This is a genomic window from Kitasatospora aureofaciens, assembly GCF_019192735.1.
GTDB classification, from domain to species: domain Bacteria; phylum Actinomycetota; class Actinomycetes; order Streptomycetales; family Streptomycetaceae; genus Kitasatospora; species Kitasatospora aureofaciens_A.
The window spans coordinates 1-1,506 of the sequence record NZ_JAHTKP010000163.1; the positions used below are offsets into that span (position 1 = coordinate 1).

A 1,506-nucleotide genomic window follows, 5' to 3' on the forward strand; every position below is an offset into this window, starting at 1 on the left:
CGAAGAAGCTGCTGCGGCAGATCGCCCGGCCGATTGTTGCCGACGGGCCGTCCGGTGTGTCGATACGTGACCGTCTCAAGGGCCTGACGCCCGAGGATGTAAAGGTGTTGCGGCTGGTCGGCGAACACATGGGTTCGCTGGCGTCGCGGGATCTCAAGGTCCGGTGTGCTGACGGTCTGGATCATTCCACGCAGACGTGGGCCGGTCGGAAGCGGGAGTTGACGGCGGTGTCGTCGTCCCGCTGGGTGGGGTCGGTCACCGCGGTGTCGCATGACCAGTGGGGCTTGTCCCGGCGTGCGCAGTTCGCGCACTTGCAGGGGCTGGACGCGGGTATCAGAACGGTTTCCCACCGGCTTTCGCTGCCGGTCGGGGAGAAGGGCAGCAAGCGTGCTCCGGGCGGCTACCGGTCGAAGTGCGAGTGGTTCCGGAAGTCCCGCCGGTTGGCCGCCTTGGAGGCCCGGCGGGAGCGAGTCGCGGCCGACCGGGAGGCGGGGCGGGTCCATGTGGTGCGCGGCGGCCGGAAACTGGCCAACACGCGGCACAGCCGGCGGCTGGTCTGACTGTCCCCGAGTGGCGTGAGCGGTGGGAGGCGTCGCGCTGGTTCCTCACCGCTGACGGGGAGTCCGGCAAGAGGTTCGGGAACGAGACGATCCGGGTCGCCCCCGACGGTGAGATCAGCATCAAGCTCCCCGCCCCGCTCGCCGGGTGCGCAAACGCCAGGAACGGCCGGTACGTCCTGGCCGCCCGTGTGAGCTTCCCGCACCGGGGTGCGCAATGGCGGGACCGCGTAGAGGCGAACCGTGCTGTCGCCTACCGTATCCACCTGGACGTGGACCGTGGTCGCTGGTATCTGGACGCGGCCTGGACCCGCAAAGACCTGCCCCTCGTCGCCATGGACAGCCTGCGCGCCGACGGCGTGGTCGCCGTGGACATGAACGCCGACCACCTCGCAGCCTGGCAGTTGGACACCCACGGCAACCCGGTCGGCGAACCCCGCCGCATCGACTACGACTTGTCCGGTACTGCCACCCACCGGGACGCGCAGCTCCGCCACGCGATCACCCGCCTCCTCCACTGGGCCAAGGCCGCGGGCGTGCAAGCGATAGCGGTCGAAGACCTGGACTTCACCGACTCCAAGACCCGTGAGAGGCACGGACGGAGGAAGAAGTTCCGGCAGCTGATCTCCGGTATCCCCACCGGCAAGCTCAGGGCCCGGCTCCTGTCGATGGCCGCCGAGCAGGGCGTCAGCGTGATCGCCGTGGACCCCGCCTACACCAGCATGTGGGGCGCACAGCACTGGCAGAAGCCCCTCACCACCAGGACTCGTGCCACCAGCCGCCACCAGGCGGCATCGGTGGCTATCGGACGACGCGCCCTCGGACACCCGATCCGGCGACGGACGACACCGCCCCGCCGGCACCAGAGCGATGCCGGCGGGCATCGGACCGCCCAGGCCGGACCAGGCACCCGAGGACGTGAGGAGACCCGCCGCCCCGTCACGGACCG

1 pseudogene is annotated in these 1,506 nt (G+C 70.1%); it reads left to right on the forward strand.

What is annotated here, in order from left to right:
* Window positions 1-8: 8 nt before the first annotated feature.
* Window positions 9-1,506, forward strand: a pseudogene (locus KV557_RS41735) (IS200/IS605 family accessory protein TnpB-related protein); the annotation flags it as partial.